Annotated in this window: 19 protein-coding genes; 15 read left to right on the top strand and 4 right to left on the bottom strand. The window is 66.2% G+C overall.

What is annotated here, in order from left to right; all coding sequences use genetic code 11:
• Window positions 1–38: 38 nt before the first annotated feature.
• Complete coding sequence (locus tag NBT67_RS05625; RefSeq protein ID WP_251343835.1) at window positions 39–773, top strand: RAD55 family ATPase; 735 nt, start codon at window positions 39–41, stop codon at window positions 771–773.
• On the opposite strand, the gene NBT67_RS05620 is transcribed toward NBT67_RS05625, so the two are convergent.
• Entirely contained in the window at window positions 774–1,109 is a 336-nt protein-coding gene (locus NBT67_RS05620; protein ID WP_251343834.1) for a winged helix-turn-helix domain-containing protein, read from the bottom strand.
• Window positions 1,110–1,260: 151 nt separating this feature from the next.
• Between NBT67_RS05620 and NBT67_RS05615 the strand changes: the two genes are divergently transcribed.
• From NBT67_RS05615 to NBT67_RS05550, 14 genes are all read left to right on the top strand, one after another.
• On the top strand, window positions 1,261–1,542 hold the full coding sequence (locus NBT67_RS05615; protein ID WP_251343833.1) for a DUF7521 family protein: 282 nt from the start codon (window positions 1,261–1,263) through the stop codon (window positions 1,540–1,542).
• Window positions 1,543–1,687: 145 nt separating this feature from the next.
• Entirely contained in the window at window positions 1,688–2,407 is a 720-nt protein-coding gene (locus tag NBT67_RS05610; RefSeq protein WP_251343832.1) for an archaellin/type IV pilin N-terminal domain-containing protein, read from the top strand.
• Between the two features lie 70 nt (window positions 2,408–2,477).
• A complete protein-coding gene (locus NBT67_RS05605) occupies window positions 2,478–3,056 on the top strand; it encodes a DUF7500 family protein (protein ID WP_251343831.1) in 579 nt (192 codons plus the stop codon).
• 64 nt (window positions 3,057–3,120) lie between these two features.
• Complete coding sequence (cheY, locus tag NBT67_RS05600) at window positions 3,121–3,480, top strand: chemotaxis protein CheY (RefSeq protein ID WP_251343830.1); 360 nt, start codon at window positions 3,121–3,123, stop codon at window positions 3,478–3,480.
• 2 nt (window positions 3,481–3,482) lie between these two features.
• Window positions 3,483–4,709, top strand: coding sequence for a chemotaxis protein CheC (locus tag NBT67_RS05595; protein WP_251343829.1), 1,227 nt, complete (start codon window positions 3,483–3,485; stop codon window positions 4,707–4,709).
• 1 nt (window position 4,710) lies between these two features.
• Window positions 4,711–5,211, top strand: a complete 501-nt coding sequence (locus NBT67_RS05590; RefSeq protein ID WP_251343828.1) for a chemotaxis protein CheD — start codon at window positions 4,711–4,713, stop codon at window positions 5,209–5,211.
• 118 nt (window positions 5,212–5,329) lie between these two features.
• Window positions 5,330–6,718: a FlaD/FlaE family flagellar protein gene (locus NBT67_RS05585; RefSeq protein WP_251343827.1), complete on the top strand. Its 1,389-nt coding sequence runs from the start codon at window positions 5,330–5,332 to the stop codon at window positions 6,716–6,718.
• Complete coding sequence (arlF, locus tag NBT67_RS05580; protein WP_251343825.1) at window positions 6,708–7,133, top strand: archaellum stator protein ArlF; 426 nt, start codon at window positions 6,708–6,710, stop codon at window positions 7,131–7,133. Before NBT67_RS05585 ends, arlF begins: the two co-directional genes overlap by 11 nt.
• A complete protein-coding gene (gene arlG / locus NBT67_RS05575; protein ID WP_251343824.1) occupies window positions 7,133–7,579 on the top strand; it encodes an archaellum stator protein ArlG in 447 nt (148 codons plus the stop codon). Before arlF ends, arlG begins: the two co-directional genes overlap by 1 nt.
• The gene (gene arlH / locus NBT67_RS05570; RefSeq protein WP_251343823.1) at window positions 7,576–8,334 is read left to right on the top strand and encodes an archaellum protein ArlH; all 759 of its coding nucleotides are present in this window, start codon (window positions 7,576–7,578) and stop codon (window positions 8,332–8,334) included. Before arlG ends, arlH begins: the two co-directional genes overlap by 4 nt.
• Entirely contained in the window at window positions 8,335–10,008 is a 1,674-nt protein-coding gene (locus NBT67_RS05565) for a type II/IV secretion system ATPase subunit (protein ID WP_251343822.1), read from the top strand. It abuts the gene before it with no gap.
• Window positions 10,008–11,753 carry an archaellar assembly protein FlaJ gene (flaJ, locus tag NBT67_RS05560; protein WP_251343820.1) on the top strand — a complete coding sequence of 582 codons (1,746 nt, stop codon included), beginning with the start codon at window positions 10,008–10,010 and terminating at the stop codon, window positions 11,751–11,753. The genes NBT67_RS05565 and flaJ overlap by 1 nt, the downstream gene beginning before the upstream one ends.
• 24 nt (window positions 11,754–11,777) lie before the next feature.
• Window positions 11,778–12,647, top strand: coding sequence for a CheF family chemotaxis protein (locus NBT67_RS05555; protein WP_251343819.1), 870 nt, complete (start codon window positions 11,778–11,780; stop codon window positions 12,645–12,647).
• A gap of 84 nt (window positions 12,648–12,731) precedes the next feature.
• Window positions 12,732–13,571 carry a DUF7504 family protein gene (locus NBT67_RS05550; protein WP_251343818.1) on the top strand — a complete coding sequence of 280 codons (840 nt, stop codon included), beginning with the start codon at window positions 12,732–12,734 and terminating at the stop codon, window positions 13,569–13,571.
• Window positions 13,572–13,619: 48 nt separating this feature from the next.
• On the opposite strand, the gene NBT67_RS05545 is transcribed toward NBT67_RS05550, so the two are convergent.
• From NBT67_RS05545 to NBT67_RS05535, 3 genes are read right to left on the bottom strand one after another with little or no spacing between them, the layout of a single operon-like run.
• Window positions 13,620–14,486: a CheF family chemotaxis protein gene (locus tag NBT67_RS05545; protein WP_251344346.1), complete on the bottom strand. Its 867-nt coding sequence runs from the start codon at window positions 14,484–14,486 to the stop codon at window positions 13,620–13,622.
• Window positions 14,483–15,721, bottom strand: coding sequence for a HEAT repeat domain-containing protein (locus tag NBT67_RS05540; protein WP_251343816.1), 1,239 nt, complete (start codon window positions 15,719–15,721; stop codon window positions 14,483–14,485). The genes NBT67_RS05545 and NBT67_RS05540 overlap by 4 nt, the downstream gene beginning before the upstream one ends.
• Before the next feature lie 3 nt (window positions 15,722–15,724).
• Entirely contained in the window at window positions 15,725–16,543 is an 819-nt protein-coding gene (locus tag NBT67_RS05535) for a CheR family methyltransferase (protein WP_251343815.1), read from the bottom strand.
• Between the last annotated feature and the right edge of the window lies 1 nt (window position 16,544).

Below are 16,544 nucleotides of genomic sequence, written 5' to 3'. Positions count from 1 at the left end.
GCGAATTTATTTCAGTCAGTCCGCGTAACTGTACCGCAATGACGGACCAGACGCGAACGGGAATCGAAGGGCTGGACTCGATACTGGGTGGCGGGATCGTCGACAACGCGACGGTACTGATCAGCGGGAATCCGGGCACTGGCAAGAGCATCCTCGGCCTGCAGTACATCTACAACGGGGCGACCCAGTTCGACGAGAAGGGGATCTATCTCTCCTTCGAGGAGAACGCCGACGACATCGCGGACGCGGCCGAATCCATCGGCTTCGAGGACTGGCGGGACCTCGTCGACGACGACCGGATCCTCATCTACGACAAACAGGAGCTGCTGCGGCACAACGACTTCAACGCGACGCTGGATCAGTTGCTGGCGGCGTTCGAGGAGACGGAGTACGAGCGGCTCGTCCTCGACTCGCTGACGATGTTCGAACTGTTCTTCGAGGACGAGGCGGAGAAGCGGACGTACCTCCTGAAGTTCTCCGACATCCTGAAGGCCAACGGGCTGACGTCCCTGCTCATCGCCGAGCAGTCCGCGGTGTTCCCGGAACAGGACATCGGTCTCGAGAACTTCCTGACCGACGGGAACATCTACCTGATCCAGACGCCGACGGAGTCGGGCGTCAACCGCTACATCTGGGTCGCCAAGATGCGAAAACAGGACATCGAGACGGACATCTTCCCCATGGATATCGACGAGGGGGGGCTCACCGTCCACGAACGCGCTGCGGGGTTCTCGATGATGGGTCGCCGGAACGACCCGTTCCCGGGCGAGTGATCACTCGGAGAGCGTCCGCCAGGCCTCGTCGAGGCGATTCTTGACCTTCCGCCGTTCCTCGACGTCGACCATCACGTCCCCGTCTGAGAAGCTCACGACGACTTCCTCGATGTTGCGCCGGTAGACGTTGACCCGCCGACGCTCGTCGGAGAGCACCCGGTCGTGGTGTTCGAGGAGGTCGGCCTCCGTGAGTTCCTCGATCCGTCGGTAGCACGTGGCGATGGGTACGTCGAGTTCGTCGCTGAGTTCCTGGGCGGAGCGTGGCTCGTGTGCGAAACTCAGTATCTGGGGGTTGTACTCGTTGCCGAGAACCCGCAACATCTCGGTTCCGTCCATTCGTTATCAGTTTAGATATGCCCCTGGACAATAAATCGTACTGTCATTCCGTCGTGCGGACGCAAGACGTTCTCGCTCCGAACCGGGCTATCAGCGCTGAGAATATCACGGTCAGATTTATAACCGGATACGCCGAGTCACGAACGAGCCAATGTTAGTCGTCGAATACCTCTACTTCGCGGCCACCGGGGTGCTGGTGCTCTCCGGCATGACCATGGTCGGCATGGCGATCAAGGCCTACCTCCAGACGACGCGACGCTCCATGATCCACATCTCCCTCGGATTCAGCCTGATCGCCGCCGCCGCCATCGCGACAGCGATCAGCGCGTTCATCAACGACTTCACCGGCGTCCGATCCCTGCTGTTGGTCAACAACGGCATCGCGTCCCTCGGGTTCATCTTCGTGGTCTACAGTCTCATCATCTACGATTGATCCTTCCCGAAAACCGGAGAGATCCCGGTCAGACCGCCTGAAACTCCAGATTTCATCCTTGATATTTGGGTACGTACCTTTATTATCGATTTCGAGTACGTTCCGGCAGAGCCCGCGGGCACCACGACCCCGGGTTACACAAATCATGTTCGACGAACGAACGGACAGGGGTCAGGTCGGCATCGGGACGCTCATCGTGTTCATCGCGATGGTCCTGGTCGCGGCGATCGCGGCCGGCGTGCTGATCAACACGGCTGGCTTCCTGCAGACGCAGTCGGAACAGACGGGTCAACAGAGCAGCGCACAGGTCACCGACCGCCTCGAACCGGTCTCCAAGACCGGGAACGTGTCGGTGTACAACAGCACGAACGCGGACAACTCGAGCGCGAACACCACGATCGTGTCCGAGGACAGCGCGAACCTCTCGAAGCCCAACCAGTCGCTGGTGGTCAACGAGATATCGATGGTGGTCCAGAAGGCGCCCGGCGCGAGCGACATCAACATGAGCGCGACCACCTTCGAGATCGTCGGGCCGGACGGCACCGACCGCTTCGCGTTCACCAACGAGACGGTCGTCAACCGCTCCGACGCCGACGGTCCCGACGACCGGACCCGAGCGCTCCAGGACAACGACGACTCCCTCAACGAGAGTCGCGGTCCCGGCCTGATACTGAACAGCCGGACCGATCGGCTGGTCGTGACGCTCGACCTCAACGAGACGGCCAACAACGAGGCGTTCGTCAACAGTCCGCTGGAGGCCGGCGAGACGGCGACGATCCGGATCAACACCGAGAGCGGTGCGACGAGCATCATCCGCATCCAGGTGCCCCAGTCGCTCTCCGGCGAGGAGTCGGTCGCGCTGTAGACACGCCCGATCCCCGACCGGCGACAATCTTTATATTTTCACGCTCGGAAGTGGGAACACCGGTCAGGGTATGCCATCCGATTCAGACGACTCCGTCTCGGACCGTGGCAAGGTTCTCACCGAGGAGGAGTTGGATCTCACCAGACACGACGACGTCGACGAACTCGACGACGGCCGCTACGTCGTCTCGACGGGCGGGCCGACGAGCGAGGGGGCCGCCGAAGCGCGGGACGACGCCGTCGACTCGGCGGTTCCCGGGAGCGAGGCCGACCCCGAGTCGGAGCCCGACATCTCCGAGATGGACGTCAATCGGTGGCTCGAAGACCACTTCCGGGGGATCGACGCCCAGTACGGGTTCCACGCCACCGCGAAGTTCGACGACGGCGTCAGCCGCCACCAGGTCGTCTCGAACGACGTGGTCACCAGCTTCGAATCCCTGCTGATCTGGTACGCCCAGCACGTGGGCGGCGGGACGCCGGTGGAGGAGGTCCTCGGCATCCTGCTCGCCGAGTCGAACGTCTCCGTTCGGTACCCGGTCGCCACGCTCACCGGCCTGCTCAAGCGGTACGAACTCGACCGGGGGGACACCATCGGCGACCTGATCGAGGCCGTCTCCGAGGAGGAGGCCGTCGCGCTGTCCGAGGACTGACCCGTATCAGCGCTGAGAATCGCGGCCGAGTCTTTATTTGACGACTCCCGAACCTTCGGGACAGATGCCACCGAAAGTACTCATCGTCGACGACTCGGATTTCATGCGCAACCTCCTGCGCGAAATCCTCGAGGAGAACTTCGAAATCGTCGACGAGGCGGAAAACGGGGTCGAGGCGGTCGAACTCTACCGCGAACACGATCCGGATCTGGTGATGATGGACATCGTGATGCCCATCCGCGACGGGATCGAGGCGACGAGCGAGATCACGGGGACCGATCCCGACGCGAACGTGATCATGTGTACGAGCGTCGGCCAGGAGGAGAAGATGAAAAACGCCGTCAAGGCCGGCGCGGACGGCTACATCACGAAACCGTTCCAGAAGCCGAACGTCCTCGAAGCCATCGACGACGTCGTGGCCTGACCATGCGGGTCGACATCCAGTCGCTCGGCACGTACAACCGCCTCGCACAGGAGGGGGCGGAACACGCCGCGGCGTCGCTGACCCAGATGACGGGCATCGAGACGTACGTCGACGTGACCAACGTCACGCTGATGTCGAAGGGGGACGTGGAGGACGTCTTCGGCGGGACGGAGTTCGTCGGCGTCCAGATCGGTCTCGACGGGGGTCTCTCCGGTGAGACGGCGCTCGCGTTCGACCGCGAGAGCGCCGCGAGCATCGTCGACGTGTTGGTCCCTGGGGCCTCGGCCGGCGACGACGACGCCTTCGACGAGATGGCCCGGAGCGGCATCAACGAGATCGGCAACATCATGATGGGGGGGTTCGTCGACGGCTGGGCCGACTACCTCGGAACGAGCGTCGACATGAGCCCGCCGACCTACGTCGAACGCGCCGGGACCGACGTGCTCCCGGACGGCGTCCTCGACCGCGCCGAGGAGGAACACGTCTTCGTCTTCGAGAGCCAGATGACGGCCGTCGATCGGGAGATCGACGCCTACATCTACATGCTCCCGGAGTACGGCGCCTTCGCGGAGATGCTCGCCGCCAGCGACGACCACGAGGACGCCATCCCGATGGACAAGCTGACCGTCTTCGACGAGATGACCCGGCAGGGCGCCGAGCGGGCGGCCGAGAACGTCTCGTCGATGACCGGCATCGAGACGGACGTGGACGTGAGCCGACTCAGCTTCGTCCCCATCGAGGACGTTCCCAACACGGTCAGCGACCAGGTGTACGTCGGCACCGTCATGGAGTTCGAGGGGACGCCGGGTGGATATCTCGCCATCCTCTTCGACGAGCCGTCGGCACGAACCATCGTTGACGCGACCGTCCCGATGGACCTCGACGATCCCCTCGGGGAGATGGGCGAGAGCGCCATACAGGAACTCGGCAACATCATGACCAGCGGCTTCATCGACGGCTGGGCGAACGTCCTGCAGACGAGCATCGACCACACGCCGCCGGAACTGGTCCACGACCTCGGGGCCGCCATCCTCAGCCCCATCGCCGGCCGACTCGGGCAGTCCCAGGAGTACGCCTTCCTCATGGACTCGACCGTCGTCACGCCCGAAGGCGAGTTCAACTGCGAGCTCTACGCCATTCCGGACGAGCGAAAGCTCAAGGAGGCGCTGGACTCCCTGCTGATCGAACGGAGCGATCAACTCGAAGCCGACAGGGAATCGATATTCTGAGATGAAGACGTACGGGCGGGAGGCGAGCGACGAGCGAACCCGCCGCCGCGTGGGCATCGCGGACTTCGCGGTGACGGCCGACGGCGCCGTGTTGACCACCAGCGGCCTCGGCTCCTGTCTCGGCGTCGGCCTCTTCGACGAGTCCGCCGGCGTCGCCGGTCTGGCCCACACCATGCTCCCCACCGCTCCCGACGACGCCGCCAACGCCGCGAAGTTCACCGACACCGGCATCGACGCCGCCGTGAACGCGATGTGCCGGGAGGGCGCCGCTCCCGGCAGCATCACCGCCAAACTCGCCGGCGGGAGCGCCATGTTCGAGTTCGACAGTCAGGAAGAACCCATCGGCAGGCGCAACGTCGAGGTGGGACGGCGGGTCCTCGAACGACTGGACGTCCCCGTCGTCGCCGAGGACGTCGGCGGCGACTCCGGCCGCTCGCTGCGGTTCCACGGGGACACGGGCGTCCTCGTCGTCAAGAGCGCCGGCGACGAGCGCGAACTCTGACCGACGTCCGTCATACACGTATCAAAATTGATAACTGAAGGGTAACGATTAAAGTACGTCGGTCCAATCGGTCGTACGATAGAATGGGTTCGACGACCCGGGCAGCGCGAGGTGTGGGATGGAGCTTCTAGATCGGCTCCTGAACCGCGACGACGACGAGGGGTCGGCGAGCGACGGGTCCGGCGACGACGACATGTTCTTCGACGAGGGGGACGACCTCGGCGGGTTCGGGGACGACGACGGCTTCGACGACGAACTCGAGTTCGACGATGGGGGCGACGACGGGGGCGCCTCGACCGCCGAACTCGAGGCCCGGATCGACGAGATGGAAAACGAGGTCGCGAGCCTCTCCTCGACGGTGAGCACCATCCGCAGCGAGAACGAGGAGATCAGCAACACCGTCGAGGACGTGGAGGAGAACGTCCGCAAACTGCTCGACATCTACGAGATGGTGACCCGCGGCGTCAACCCGTTCGTCGACGACGCCCAGGCCGGGGGCGGGTTCGACGGCGGCGCCGGCGACTCGCTCGGCCTCTTCGAGGACACCGACGAGGAGGACGACGAGGAACTGGACGACGACATCGCGGGCGCCGACGCCGAGGACTTCTTCGACGACGACTTCCTGGACGAGGGTGGCGACGACCTCGACGACTTCGACGACGGCGACTTCGACGAACCGACCACTCAGGATACCATGGCCGACGATTCCGACGACTCCGACGACTCGGGGAAATCGTTCGAGGAACTGAAAAACGAGTACGAGAGCGGCGAGGCCGACTGGGCCGACGAGGACGACGGCGCGGCGACCAACGGCGACGGCGAGGACGCCTTCGCCTCCGACGGCGAGGACGCCGTCGACGACGGGTTCGCCGCCGATACCACCGACGATGGCGACGACGCGTTCGACGAGATAGCGGGCTTCGACGAGGCAGACGACGTCGACGACGTGGACGACTTTGACGAACCGGACGACGTCGACGACCCGGCTCCGGATCCGGAGCCGGCCTCCATCGACGGACCGCCGGACGACGCCCCCCAGGCGGCCGCCGATCCGACCGGTGGCGATGCCGCGGCCGCGGACCAGGCGCGAACGGACGCCGACGGCGCCGGCGACCTGCAGTTCGCGGCCAACACGCTGATGGACGGGTCGGACGCCGCGGTCACGAGGCCGTACCTCGAAACCCTGCCGTCCGGCTACGTCGGCGATCTACTCGTGATGGAGTGGCTCGAGTACCTGGTCGAGGAGGGCGACGTGGCCGACGCCGCCCGGGCGGTGGAGTACTACCGGCGCATCCGGTGGCTCGGCGAGGACGCGGCGGACGAACTGCACGACTTCCTCGTCGGCTTCGGCGAGGTGGACGACGACGTGACGGGTGCGCCGACGACCCTCTCCATCGACCACCACGTCGCCAGCCTCCGATACATCAGTCGGCTCACCGGTTCGACCGCCGATTCCATCGTCTTCGAGTGCTGGAGCGGTGGCGGGGGGGTCCCGTTTGGGCTTTAGCGTCAGCGGCTCGGCGGCGATCATCTTCGTCGGCGTCTTCCTCGCCTTCTCGACTGCCTACACGGCGTCGGCGGACGGGTTCGAACGCGTCTCGGACGCCCGGTCCGCGGTCGACGAACAGGCCCTCGAGCGACAGAACACGGTGATCGACGTCACGAACGCGTCCTACGGCAACGGGACGCTCTCCGTCGAGGTGGTCAACGAGGGGGCGACCGGTCTCTCCGTCGGGGCGGTGGACCTCCTCGTCGACAACGCCTACCGCGACAACTTCACGGCGCGAACCGTCGCGGGGTCGAACTCGACGGACCTGTGGCTGCCGGGCGAACGGCTCCGGCTCGACGTGTCGGCACCGAACCGGCCCGACAGGATCAAGGTCGTCTCCGGTCCCGGCGTGGCCGACGTGGAGGTGCTCTGATGGCGAGCGTTTCGGCCTCCCACCTGATCCTGTTCATCGCGAGTCTGGTCATCGCCGCCGGCGTGGCCGGAACGTTCACGCAGGGCATCTCCCGACTCAGCCAGGGCATCGACGACCAGAGCCTCGAAGTCTCCGAGGAGGTGCGTACGGACATCGAGGTGATCAGCGACGCCGGCAGCCCCGTCTACAACAACTCCTCGAAGACCGTGACGCTCCTGGTGAAAAACACCGGTACGGCCGCCATCCCGGCGGACGATCGGTTCATCGACATCCTGGTCGACGGGCGGTACCGGACGAACGTCACGGTCACCGTCGTCGACGGGGCGGAGTGGCGGCCGAACAACGTCGTTCGCCTCGAAATCGGCGGGACCGACCTGTCTCCCGGCGATCACCGCGCGAAGGTCATCGTCAACGGCGACGAGGAGGTGTTCGCCTTCCGCGTATGAGCGGCACCGGCTCGAACCTGCTGTCGCTCGGACTGGAGGATCACGACCGTCTCAACAAGGAACTCGGCGGGGGAATCCCCCGCGGGAGCATCGTCCTCGCCGAGGGCGACTACGGGGCCGGCAAGAGCGCGCTGTCCCAGCGGTTCACGTACGGGTTCTGCGAGGAGGGACACTCCGTGACCTTCCTGTCGACGGAGCTGACGGTCCGCGGGTTCATCGACCAGATGCACTCGCTGTCCTACGACATGGTCGATCACCTGCTGGACGAGAACGTCCTCTTCCTGCACGCCGACTTCGACACCGGCGGCACCCTCTCCGACGAGGGCGAGGGCGAGCGCAAGGAGCTCCTCAAGCGGCTGATGAACGCGGAGACGATGTGGAACTCGGACGTCGTCGTCATCGACACGTTCGACGCCATCCTCCGCAACGACCCCAAGTTCGAGGCGCTGGTCCGGCAGAACGAGGAGCGACAGGCCGCCCTCGAGATCATCGGCTTCTTCCGGGACGTCATCTCCCAGGGGAAGGTCATCGTGTTGACCGTCGACCCCTCGACGGTCGACGAGGAGGCCATCGGTCCCTTCCGATCCATCGCCGACGTGTTCCTCGAACTGGAGATGGTCGAGGTCGGCAACGACGTCCGCCGACAGATCGCCGTCAAGCGGTTCGCCGGCATGGGACAGCAGGTCGGAGACACCATCGGCTACTCCGTCCGCTCCGGGACGGGCATCGTCATCGAGAGCCGGAGCGTCGCATAGATGACGGAACTCGGAACCGCCACTCCCTCGGACGAACTGAAACAGATCGCGGCCCAGCGCCCGCACCTCCGCGACCACCTGAAGAAGTTCAAGCAGATCACCGGCGAGTTCCCCCTCCTCATCGACGAACCCACGAGCGAGTACGAGACCAACCGGCCGAACGTCCTCTACCCCATCGGCGGGCCCATCTACTGTCACATCTACGGCGACCTGGGACAGGACATGAAGTACTACGCCATCGAGCCCTCGCTCTCGGGCGAGGAGCAGAGCCTGTTCGGGAAGATCCGCGACGAACTCCTGGATCGCAGCGTCACCAAGGACGTCCCCGAGGAGGAGTCGGAGTACGACGACCGCATCGAGGAACTCCTCCAGGAGACGACCACCATCGAGCGGGACCGCAGCGGCTTGCGCTACTGGATCGACCGCCTCAAGCGGTTCCTCGGCCTCGGGGACTATCGCGTCAGCGAGCAGACCTACGAGAACATCCGCTACCGGCTCAACCGCGACATCGTCGGTCTCGGACCGCTGGAACCGGTGATGCGTGACCCGGCCAACGAGGACATCCACGTCATCGGCCCCCACCAGTGTTACGTCGACCACGGCACCTACGGCCTGATCGAGACCACCGTCGACTTCGGCACGCCCGAACAGTTCGACTCCTGGATCCGGAGCATGGGCGAACGCATCGGCGACCCCGTCTCCGACTCCAACCCCATCGTCGACTCGACGCTGCCCGACGGCTCCCGGCTGAACGTCATCTACTCCGACGACGTGAGCGTCCAGGGGCCGAGCCTCACGATCCGGCAGGGCGACGAGACGCCCCTCTCGATCATGCAGATCACCAAGTGGGGGACGCTCTCGCCGGAACTCGTCGCCTACCTGTGGCTCTGTCTGGAGAACGAACAGACGGTGTTCGTCGTCGGCGAGACGGCCTCGGGGAAGACGACGACGCTCAACGCCATCATGTCGTTCATCCCCCGGGACTCGAAGATCTACACCGCGGAGGACACCGCCGAGGTGCTCCCGCCCCACGACACCTGGCAGCAGTTGCTCACCCGCGAGGGCGGCGGCGAGGAGGACTCCGACGTCGACATGTTCGACCTCGTGGCGGCGGCGCTGCGCTCCCGCCCCGACTACATCATCGTGGGCGAGGTCCGCGGCGAGGAGGGCCGGATGGCCTTCCAGGCCGCCCAGACCGGTCACCCGGTCATGCTGACCTTCCACGCCAGCGACATCGTCTCGATGATCCAGCGGTTCACCGGCGATCCGATCAACGTCCCCGAGACGTTCATGGACAACGCCGACGTGGCGCTGTTCCAGAACCGCGTCAAGCAGGGCGACGACGTCCTCCGTCGTGTGACGAGCGTGCAGGAGATCGAGGGGTACTCGAAGGAGATGGACGGCGTCGTCACCCGGCAGGTGTTCAACTGGGATCCCGTCGAGGACGAAATCGTCTTCCAGGGGATGAACAACTCCTACGTCCTGGAGGAACAGATCGCGACGCTGCTCGGCTACGCCGACACCCGGGAGATATACGACGACCTGGATTTCCGCGCCGGACTCGTCGAGCGCATGATCGAGGAAAACATCCTCGGCTACCACGAGGTCAACGAGGCGATCAAGTCCTTCCAGCGCGACGGCATCGAGGGGCTCCCCTTCGACATCCATCGATAATGGCATCCGAACCAGCCGCGCCGAACGAGACGGAGTTCACCGCCTCCGACACCATCGCCTCGGTCGTCGAGGCCTACGATCGCATGGACATGGAGCTGCCGCGGTACCTCATTTTCATCGTCCTCCCGTCGGCGGTGTTTTTCGTCGGCACCGTCGCCGTCGCCGTCTTCGTCGCGCTGCCGCTCTCGATCCGCCTCCCGATCCCCCTCCTCGGCGGGCTCGTCCTCGTCGCGGCCGTCGCCTATCCGAAACTCCTCGTCAGTCAGGAGCGCGTCGAGATGGAGAACCAGTACCACCTCCTGATGACGCACATGACCGTACTGTCGACGACGAACATCGACCGCATGGAGGTGTTCCGGAAACTGGCCGACGAGGAGGAGTACGGCGCGCTGTCGACGGAGGTCAACCGCGTCGTTCAACTGGTCGACACGTGGAACCAGAGCCTCGACGACGCCTGCCGCCGCCGCGCCCGCCGCATCCCCAGCGAACCGCTCTCGGACTTCTTCGAGCGTCTCGCCTACACCGTCAACGCCGGGCAGGACCTCAGCGAGTTCCTCCTCAGCGAACAGCAGGTGATGATCCAGAACTACGTGACGATGTACGAGAGCACGCTCGACAACCTCGAAGTCATGAAGGACCTCTACCTGTCGATGGTGCTCTCGATGACGTTCGCCCTCGTCTTCGCCATCGTCCTCCCGATCCTCACCGGGACGAACCCGAGCATGACCGTCGCCGCCGTCATCGTGCTCTACGGGTTCGTCCAGACCGGCTTCTTCCTCGTCATCCGGACGCTCACGCCGTACGACCCGATCTGGTATCACCCCGACGAGATCCGTCCCGACGGCGAGGCGCGGATGGTCGCCAGTCTCGCCGCCGGCGCCCTGCTCTCGGCTATCCTGATCGTCCTCGTCGCGGGCGACCTCTTCGGCTCCCTCCCCGGCTTGACCGACTTCCTCCCCATCTCGTCGCTCCCCCGCCCGCTCTACGTGGCGATTCCCGTCACCCCGCTGGCGATTCCCGGCGTCGTGTTCCGGATGCACGAACAGCGCATCAAGGCCCGCGACGACGAGTTCCCGAGTTTCATCCGGGCGCTCGGCGCGAGCGAGACGGCCAAACAGTCCACCACCACGGCGGTCCTCAAGACCCTCCGCAAGAAGGACTTCGGGCCGCTGACCCGCGACGTCGACGACCTGTTCAAGCGGCTGAACATGCGGTTGGAGCCGGACCGGGCCTGGGAGTATTTCACCGCCAACACCCGGTCGTACCTCATCCAGAAGTTCAGCGAGATGTACCTCGTCGGCAGACAGATGGGGGGCGAGCCCAAACAGCTGGGCGAACTCATCAGCGAGAACATGAATCACGTCAACCAGCTCCGGGAGCAACGGGAGCAGGCGACGGTCACGATGATCGGCCTGCTGTACGGCATCACGGCCGCGTCCTCCTTCGCCTTCTTCATCGGGTACAAGATCGTCGACATCCTCGCGGGCATGTCGCTCGACCTCACCTCGACCTCCCAGTTCAGCGCCGGCCAGCTCATCCACACCGAGGTGTACGACCTCCCGTTCATCCAGTTTCTCCTGCTCAGCGTGGTCCTGATCAACGCCCTCCTCTCCGCGCTCATGATCCGCACCGTCGACGGCGGCCACAAGGCCAACGCGCTCCTCCATTTCGTGGCGCTGACCTGGATCGGCTGTCTGGTCGCCGTCCTGACCATGTCCGTCGTGGGAGGGCTGTTGAATGTGTGAACGGCCGTCGCCGAGGGTGGTGCCGTGAGCGAGCGCGTCGTCGCCGACTTCGTCGGTCGGTTCTACCTGACCGACATGGGTCGGAGCGAACCGGTGCGCGGTCGGATCATGCTGAGCCCCAAGCGGCTCGTGCTGGCCGGCGACGGCCACGAGGTGACGATTCCGATGGGGGCGATGTTCGACGTGGCCGTCGGGCACGTCCCCCCGGAGATGCGGGAGTTCTTCAGCGACACCGTGACCCTCGCCTACAACACCGACGACGGCCGTCGGATGGCCGTCGTCGAGGGCGAGGCCGACACCATCGAGAAGTTCGCGACGGTCCTGTTCAAGGCCCACCTCAACGGACAGGAGGTGACGGTCGAACACCCCGCACGGCGCGGGGGACGAGTGGTCGACACGCCGGCCAGGCAGGCGCGGCTCTCCGTCGACGGCGGGACGCTCGCCTTCCGGAGCGGCGACGGCCGGTTCACCATCGACCTCGAGACGGTGACGGACTTCGAGCGGGACCGGCGGACGATAGACGGCTCTTCCCGTGTCGCCCTCTCGGTCCGTCACGTGCCCGACACCACGGCGCTCGTCTCCGTGATCGCGCTCTCTTCCAAGCGGGTGTTGAACCTCCTCGGACGCTACCTCCGACTGGAGTACAGCGACGTCGTCGAGGACCTCTCCGAGGTGTCGCTCTCCGACGAGGAGATGCAGGTGTTGCTCGCCATCTACTCCGCGGGCTCGGGCGTCGACCCGCTCGAGGTGGTCGCCGCGGACGCGAGCCGGACGACGATGGTCCTCAACGGGCTCCGGGAGAAGGGGCTCGTCGTCGACGGCGAGGAGGGAACGGAACTGACGCCGAAGGGGCGGGTCGTGGTCAACAGTCGGCTGGAGGAGGTCAACTCGTGACGCCGGGCGCGGCGTGGCCCCGTCTCTCGAACGGCGACGAACCGATGGGATCATACACTATCGGCCCCCCGGTCGAACTGTAGCATGGTCTACCGTTGGCGGTGTCGGCACTGCGAGTTCACGGTCTGGGGGGCCGAGGGGTCGGCCGTCGCCGGGACCGTCGAAGATCACCTCCTCGATCACCACCGGTCGAACGTTCGGCACGACGACCTGCGGACGGAGTGGCGCTGTCCGTACTGTGACAAGCGACACGAGCGGTACGGCGACGAGGGCGACGAGGCCGTCGAGGCGTTCGCGGAGCATCTCTTCGGACACGTCGAGAGCCTCGTGGAGACCGGCGTCCACGTCGCCGACGACGTCGGCGGCACCGGCAACGTGCTGGTCGTCGCCCCCTTCGACGGGGCCGCGGTGGACAACGCCCGGGCGCACTTCCTCTCCCGGGGGGACATGGTGATCCTCGTCACGGCGTCGCCGGTCGACCGACTCCGGCTGATCGACCGCGAACTCGACTCCTGGCCGGCGCGAACGACCGTCCTCACCACGGCCGAGCGGCCGTCCGACGGCGTCGCCGACCTCGATCTCTCGGGGGTGCCCGTCGACTTCGTCACCCTGGACAAGGGCATCGATCTGAGCGGCGTCGGCGAGACCATCGCCCGCGCTCTGAGGGATCACGAGGCGATGACCGGCCACCTCTCCGTCGAGTTCGACATCCTCCCGGAACTCGTCGAGAAGTTCGACCTCCGGACCGTGTTCAAGTTCGTCCACCTCCTCTCCTCGCGGCTGGAGGGGGTCGACGCGCTCTCGCATTACTACGTCGACCCGGGACGGACACAGACGGCGACGATCAACGTCCTCGAACAGTCCTTCGACATGTCGATCCGGGCGACGGGCGAGACGTTCACCTCGGAGCCCGCGCCGGACTGATCGGCACCGCGTCCCGACCGGCGTGTCGCCGAACGGGCGGCAGCCCCGTCACTGATCGTTCATCGCCTCGCTGGCGATGTTGCGACCGCGGGCGTTGAGGGCGACCTCCCGGCGGGTGCGGATCTCCTCGATCACGTCGAGTTCGATCAGGCGGTCGAACACCTCCTCCACCTCGTCGACGTCCATCCCGAGGAAGTCGGGGATCTCGAAGGGCGAGACCCCCGAGTACAGCGCCATCAACACCTCGTTCTGTTTCTCGGTGAGGTCGACGCCGATCTCGCTCCGGCTCTCGCCCTTCCGGAGGAGGCTCTCGAGGATCGAACACCGCCGCGTCGATCCGGAGATGTACGTCTGGACGCTCGTCCCGTCCTGACTGTGTTCGACCTCCAGCACCCGTCGCTTCTCGTCTTCGACCGACCGCTCGTTCGCCTCCATCGAGCCGATGTCGTCGAGGTCGATCTCGACGAACGAGCCGTCGGAGATGGCGACGTCGACCGATTCCTCCTCGATTTTCAGTCGGGCTTTCTTCCACTCGGCGTCGGTGACGACGCCCCCCTCGACCGCGGGGTGGCGCGCGAGGACCACCGCCCGGTCGAGCAGCGCCCGATAGAGCATGCGCTCGAACGACTCGGGATCCTCCGCGGAGACGAGCACCACGTCGCCGGTCGACAGCTGGAGGCTGACGTAGCCGGACACCTTCGCGACGAGCTGGTTCACGTCGGTGCGGCCCTCTAGGCTCCGGATCCGTTTCAGGGGGATCGTTCGCTTGCCCTCCGACCCCGCGAGGATCAACCGCCGGTTCGACAGCAGGATGCGGCCGCCGGTCCACTCCGCGTCGTTCAGTTCGCGGCCGTCCTTGACCACCATCGTGAACTTGCCGCGGGTGTCGGTGATCTTTCGCTCCCCCTCCATCAGCGTCGCCCCCCGAGTTTGGACAGCGCCGAGAAGGCCTGCTTTCGGACCGCCTCGTCGTCGGTGCGGTCGAGCATCGTCTCGAGCCGCTCCCGGGCGCGGTCGCCGCCGACCTTGCCGAGGACGAAGACGGCCTTCGACCGCGCGGCGTCGGTAAGGTCGGCGTCCTCCAGCAGGTCGAGGAGCGCGTCCTCGACGGCCGCGCCGCCGAGTTCGACGAGGCTCGTCGCGGCGAACTGCGCCGTCGTGCCGTCGTCGGCGTCGAGGGCGTCGACCAGCGCGCCGACCGCGGCCTCCCGGCTCTCGTCGCCCGCCACGCGGCCGAGGAGCCACGCCGCGTTCCGCCGCTCCCGCGGCTGGTTGCTCTCCGTCAGGAGTTCGACCAGCGGGTCGACGACGCTCCGATCCGCCTCCTCCAGTCGGTCGACGACCGTCTCGCGGATGCGGTGGCTCTGCTGGGTCGGCGCCGCGGCGAGCAGTTCGATGATCGAGAAGACGGCCGCCCGGCGCACCACGTCGCTCTCGTCGTCCAGCGCCGAGATCAGGGGATCGATGGCCTCCGGGCCTCGGTAGCCGCCGAGCGCCATGACGGCGGCGTAGCGCACCTCGTCGCTGGCGTCTTCGACGGCGTCGAGCAGCGGGGTGAGCGCCCGGTCGGTGCCGATGGCGGCCAGCGCGTCGGCCGCCTCGCGGCGCACCCGGTTCGACGGGTCGTCCAGTCGGCCGGCGAGCGCGTCGGTCGCCCGCTCGTCGCCGATGGCGCCACAGGCCCGGGCCGCCCGGGCGCGAACCCGCGGCTTCGGGTCGTCGAGGGCGTCGACCAGCGCCGGGAGCGCGCCGGGGTCGCCGAGCCGTCGGAGCGCGTTCGCGGCCGCCATCCGCAGCTCCGGCCGACCGGCGTTCAGCGTCTTCACGAACGCCTCGGCGCGCACCCAGTCGGCGCCGTCCCCCCGGGGGAACGACGAGTCCGCGCCCTCGATACCCGCCATCTCCGCGACCAGGCGCTCGATGGCGCCGGTGCCGATGGCGTCGAGCGCGTCGATGGCGGCGCCACGGACCGCCTCGTCGTCGTCCTCCTGTGCCGTCCGCACCAGCGCGTCGACGGCTTGTGGCTCCTCGTCGACGACGTCGCCGAGGATCTCGGCGGCGCGTGCGCGGATCGCCGGCGAGTCGCTGAGCTTCAGGTGGTCGATCAGGGAGTCGACGTCCCCCTCCTTTTCGAGCTGGTAGAGCGACATGGGTCAGGTCAGTCGGTACACCCGCCGTCGTTTGTCCACCGTCTCCACCGTGGATCGGCTCTCCCGCGGCAGCGTCTCCGTCATCCCGATGACCAGATACCCCCCGTCGCGCAGCGACGAGAGGACGGTGTCGACCACCGCGCGCTTCGACTCCGCGTTGATGTAGATGAGGAGGTTCCGACAGAGCACCAGATCCACGTCCCGCTTCGGTTCGTCGGCGATCAGGTCGTGTTGCTCGAAGGTGACGAGGTCCTTCACCTCGTCGCGAACGGCGAACTGATCGCCGTCCCGGTCGACGTACCGCTCGGCGTCGTCGAGCGGATCGAGTTCCGCGGCCACGTCCCGGGTCTTGGTGGTGTGATAGACCCCCTCGCGGGCCCGCTCCAGCACGTCGGCGTTGATGTCTGTCCCGAGGACGTCCAGCCGTCGGGTGCGCACCTCGTCGTCGTCGAGGGCGAGCATCGCGATCGAGTAGGGCTCGCGCCCGTCCGAACAGGGGGCGCTCCAGACGGTCGTCCGGCCGCGGCCGCTCGTCACCTCGCGCAGGACCTCCCGGATCGGCTCCCAGGCCTCCGGGTTGCGGTAGAAGCTGGTCACGTTGATCGACAGCGAGTCGAGCAGCGCCGCCGGCTCCTCGGGATCCGATCGCACGAGGTCGAGATACGCGTCGTACGACTCCACGTCCCGCCGGCGCATCCGCGCCGAAATCCGGCGGTCCAGATACGACTCGTTGTAGTAGGAGGACTCGAAATCGAGGTTGCGCTCCAGGTGTGTGAGGAGTCGCTCGAACGCCTCGTTCTCGGGAGTCGGATTCGAGCTCATC

Origin of the sequence: Haloplanus sp. GDY1, from assembly GCF_023703775.1 — an archaeon.
Lineage (GTDB): Archaea > Halobacteriota > Halobacteria > Halobacteriales > Haloferacaceae > Haloplanus > Haloplanus halophilus.
Note: the sequence above shows the minus strand (reverse complement) of the source record. Positions and strands in the feature narration are given on the sequence as shown.

Coding starts and splice junctions, on each gene's coding strand:
- NBT67_RS05625 (WP_251343835.1), top strand. CDS start 39: ATGACGGACCAGACGCGAACGGGAATCGAAGGGCTGGACTCGATACTG.
- NBT67_RS05620 (WP_251343834.1), bottom strand. CDS start 1,109: ATGGACGGAACCGAGATGTTGCGGGTTCTCGGCAACGAGTACAACCCC.
- NBT67_RS05615 (WP_251343833.1), top strand. CDS start 1,261: ATGTTAGTCGTCGAATACCTCTACTTCGCGGCCACCGGGGTGCTGGTG.
- NBT67_RS05610 (WP_251343832.1), top strand. CDS start 1,688: ATGTTCGACGAACGAACGGACAGGGGTCAGGTCGGCATCGGGACGCTC.
- NBT67_RS05605 (WP_251343831.1), top strand. CDS start 2,478: ATGCCATCCGATTCAGACGACTCCGTCTCGGACCGTGGCAAGGTTCTC.
- cheY (WP_251343830.1), top strand. CDS start 3,121: ATGCCACCGAAAGTACTCATCGTCGACGACTCGGATTTCATGCGCAAC.
- NBT67_RS05595 (WP_251343829.1), top strand. CDS start 3,483: ATGCGGGTCGACATCCAGTCGCTCGGCACGTACAACCGCCTCGCACAG.
- NBT67_RS05590 (WP_251343828.1), top strand. CDS start 4,711: ATGAAGACGTACGGGCGGGAGGCGAGCGACGAGCGAACCCGCCGCCGC.
- NBT67_RS05585 (WP_251343827.1), top strand. CDS start 5,330: ATGGAGCTTCTAGATCGGCTCCTGAACCGCGACGACGACGAGGGGTCG.
- arlG (WP_251343824.1), top strand. CDS start 7,133: ATGGCGAGCGTTTCGGCCTCCCACCTGATCCTGTTCATCGCGAGTCTG.
- arlH (WP_251343823.1), top strand. CDS start 7,576: ATGAGCGGCACCGGCTCGAACCTGCTGTCGCTCGGACTGGAGGATCAC.
- NBT67_RS05565 (WP_251343822.1), top strand. CDS start 8,335: ATGACGGAACTCGGAACCGCCACTCCCTCGGACGAACTGAAACAGATC.
- flaJ (WP_251343820.1), top strand. CDS start 10,008: ATGGCATCCGAACCAGCCGCGCCGAACGAGACGGAGTTCACCGCCTCC.
- NBT67_RS05550 (WP_251343818.1), top strand. CDS start 12,732: ATGGTCTACCGTTGGCGGTGTCGGCACTGCGAGTTCACGGTCTGGGGG.
- NBT67_RS05540 (WP_251343816.1), bottom strand. CDS start 15,721: ATGTCGCTCTACCAGCTCGAAAAGGAGGGGGACGTCGACTCCCTGATC.
- NBT67_RS05535 (WP_251343815.1), bottom strand. CDS start 16,543: ATGAGCTCGAATCCGACTCCCGAGAACGAGGCGTTCGAGCGACTCCTC.